The sequence below is a fragment of the Brevibacterium sp. SIMBA_078 genome (genome assembly GCF_046534565.1).
Classification (GTDB): Bacteria; Actinomycetota; Actinomycetes; order Actinomycetales; family Brevibacteriaceae; genus Brevibacterium.
Genome location: NZ_JAWRYQ010000626.1, coordinates 1 through 233, shown reverse-complemented (window position 1 = coordinate 233; position 233 = coordinate 1). Strand labels below are relative to the sequence as shown.

Sequence of the window (233 nt, the reverse complement as noted above, 5' to 3'; positions counted from 1 at the left end):
CTCTCCGTTTAAATAAACAGCGGGTACAGCCAATATATTTCTTTGCTCTACTTCATCTTGAAACAGAGCACCATCAATCATAGTGGCAGATATTTTGCTATTTGTAGCAGCCATTGTATTGAGCGCTTGAACCACTTGCGGACAGGTTTGGCAACTCAAACTAATATACACTTCAAAGTTTAGTTCCTGATCAAGTGATTGTATTTGCTCAATATCATCTTCGCTGGCTTTAC

At 39.1% G+C, this 233-nt stretch carries 1 protein-coding gene; it reads right to left on the bottom strand.

Translation table 11 applies throughout. From position 1 onward, the window contains the following. On the bottom strand, positions 1–233 hold a 233-nt coding region (locus SB749_RS21035; RefSeq protein ID WP_410712031.1), incomplete at both ends, for a thioredoxin family protein.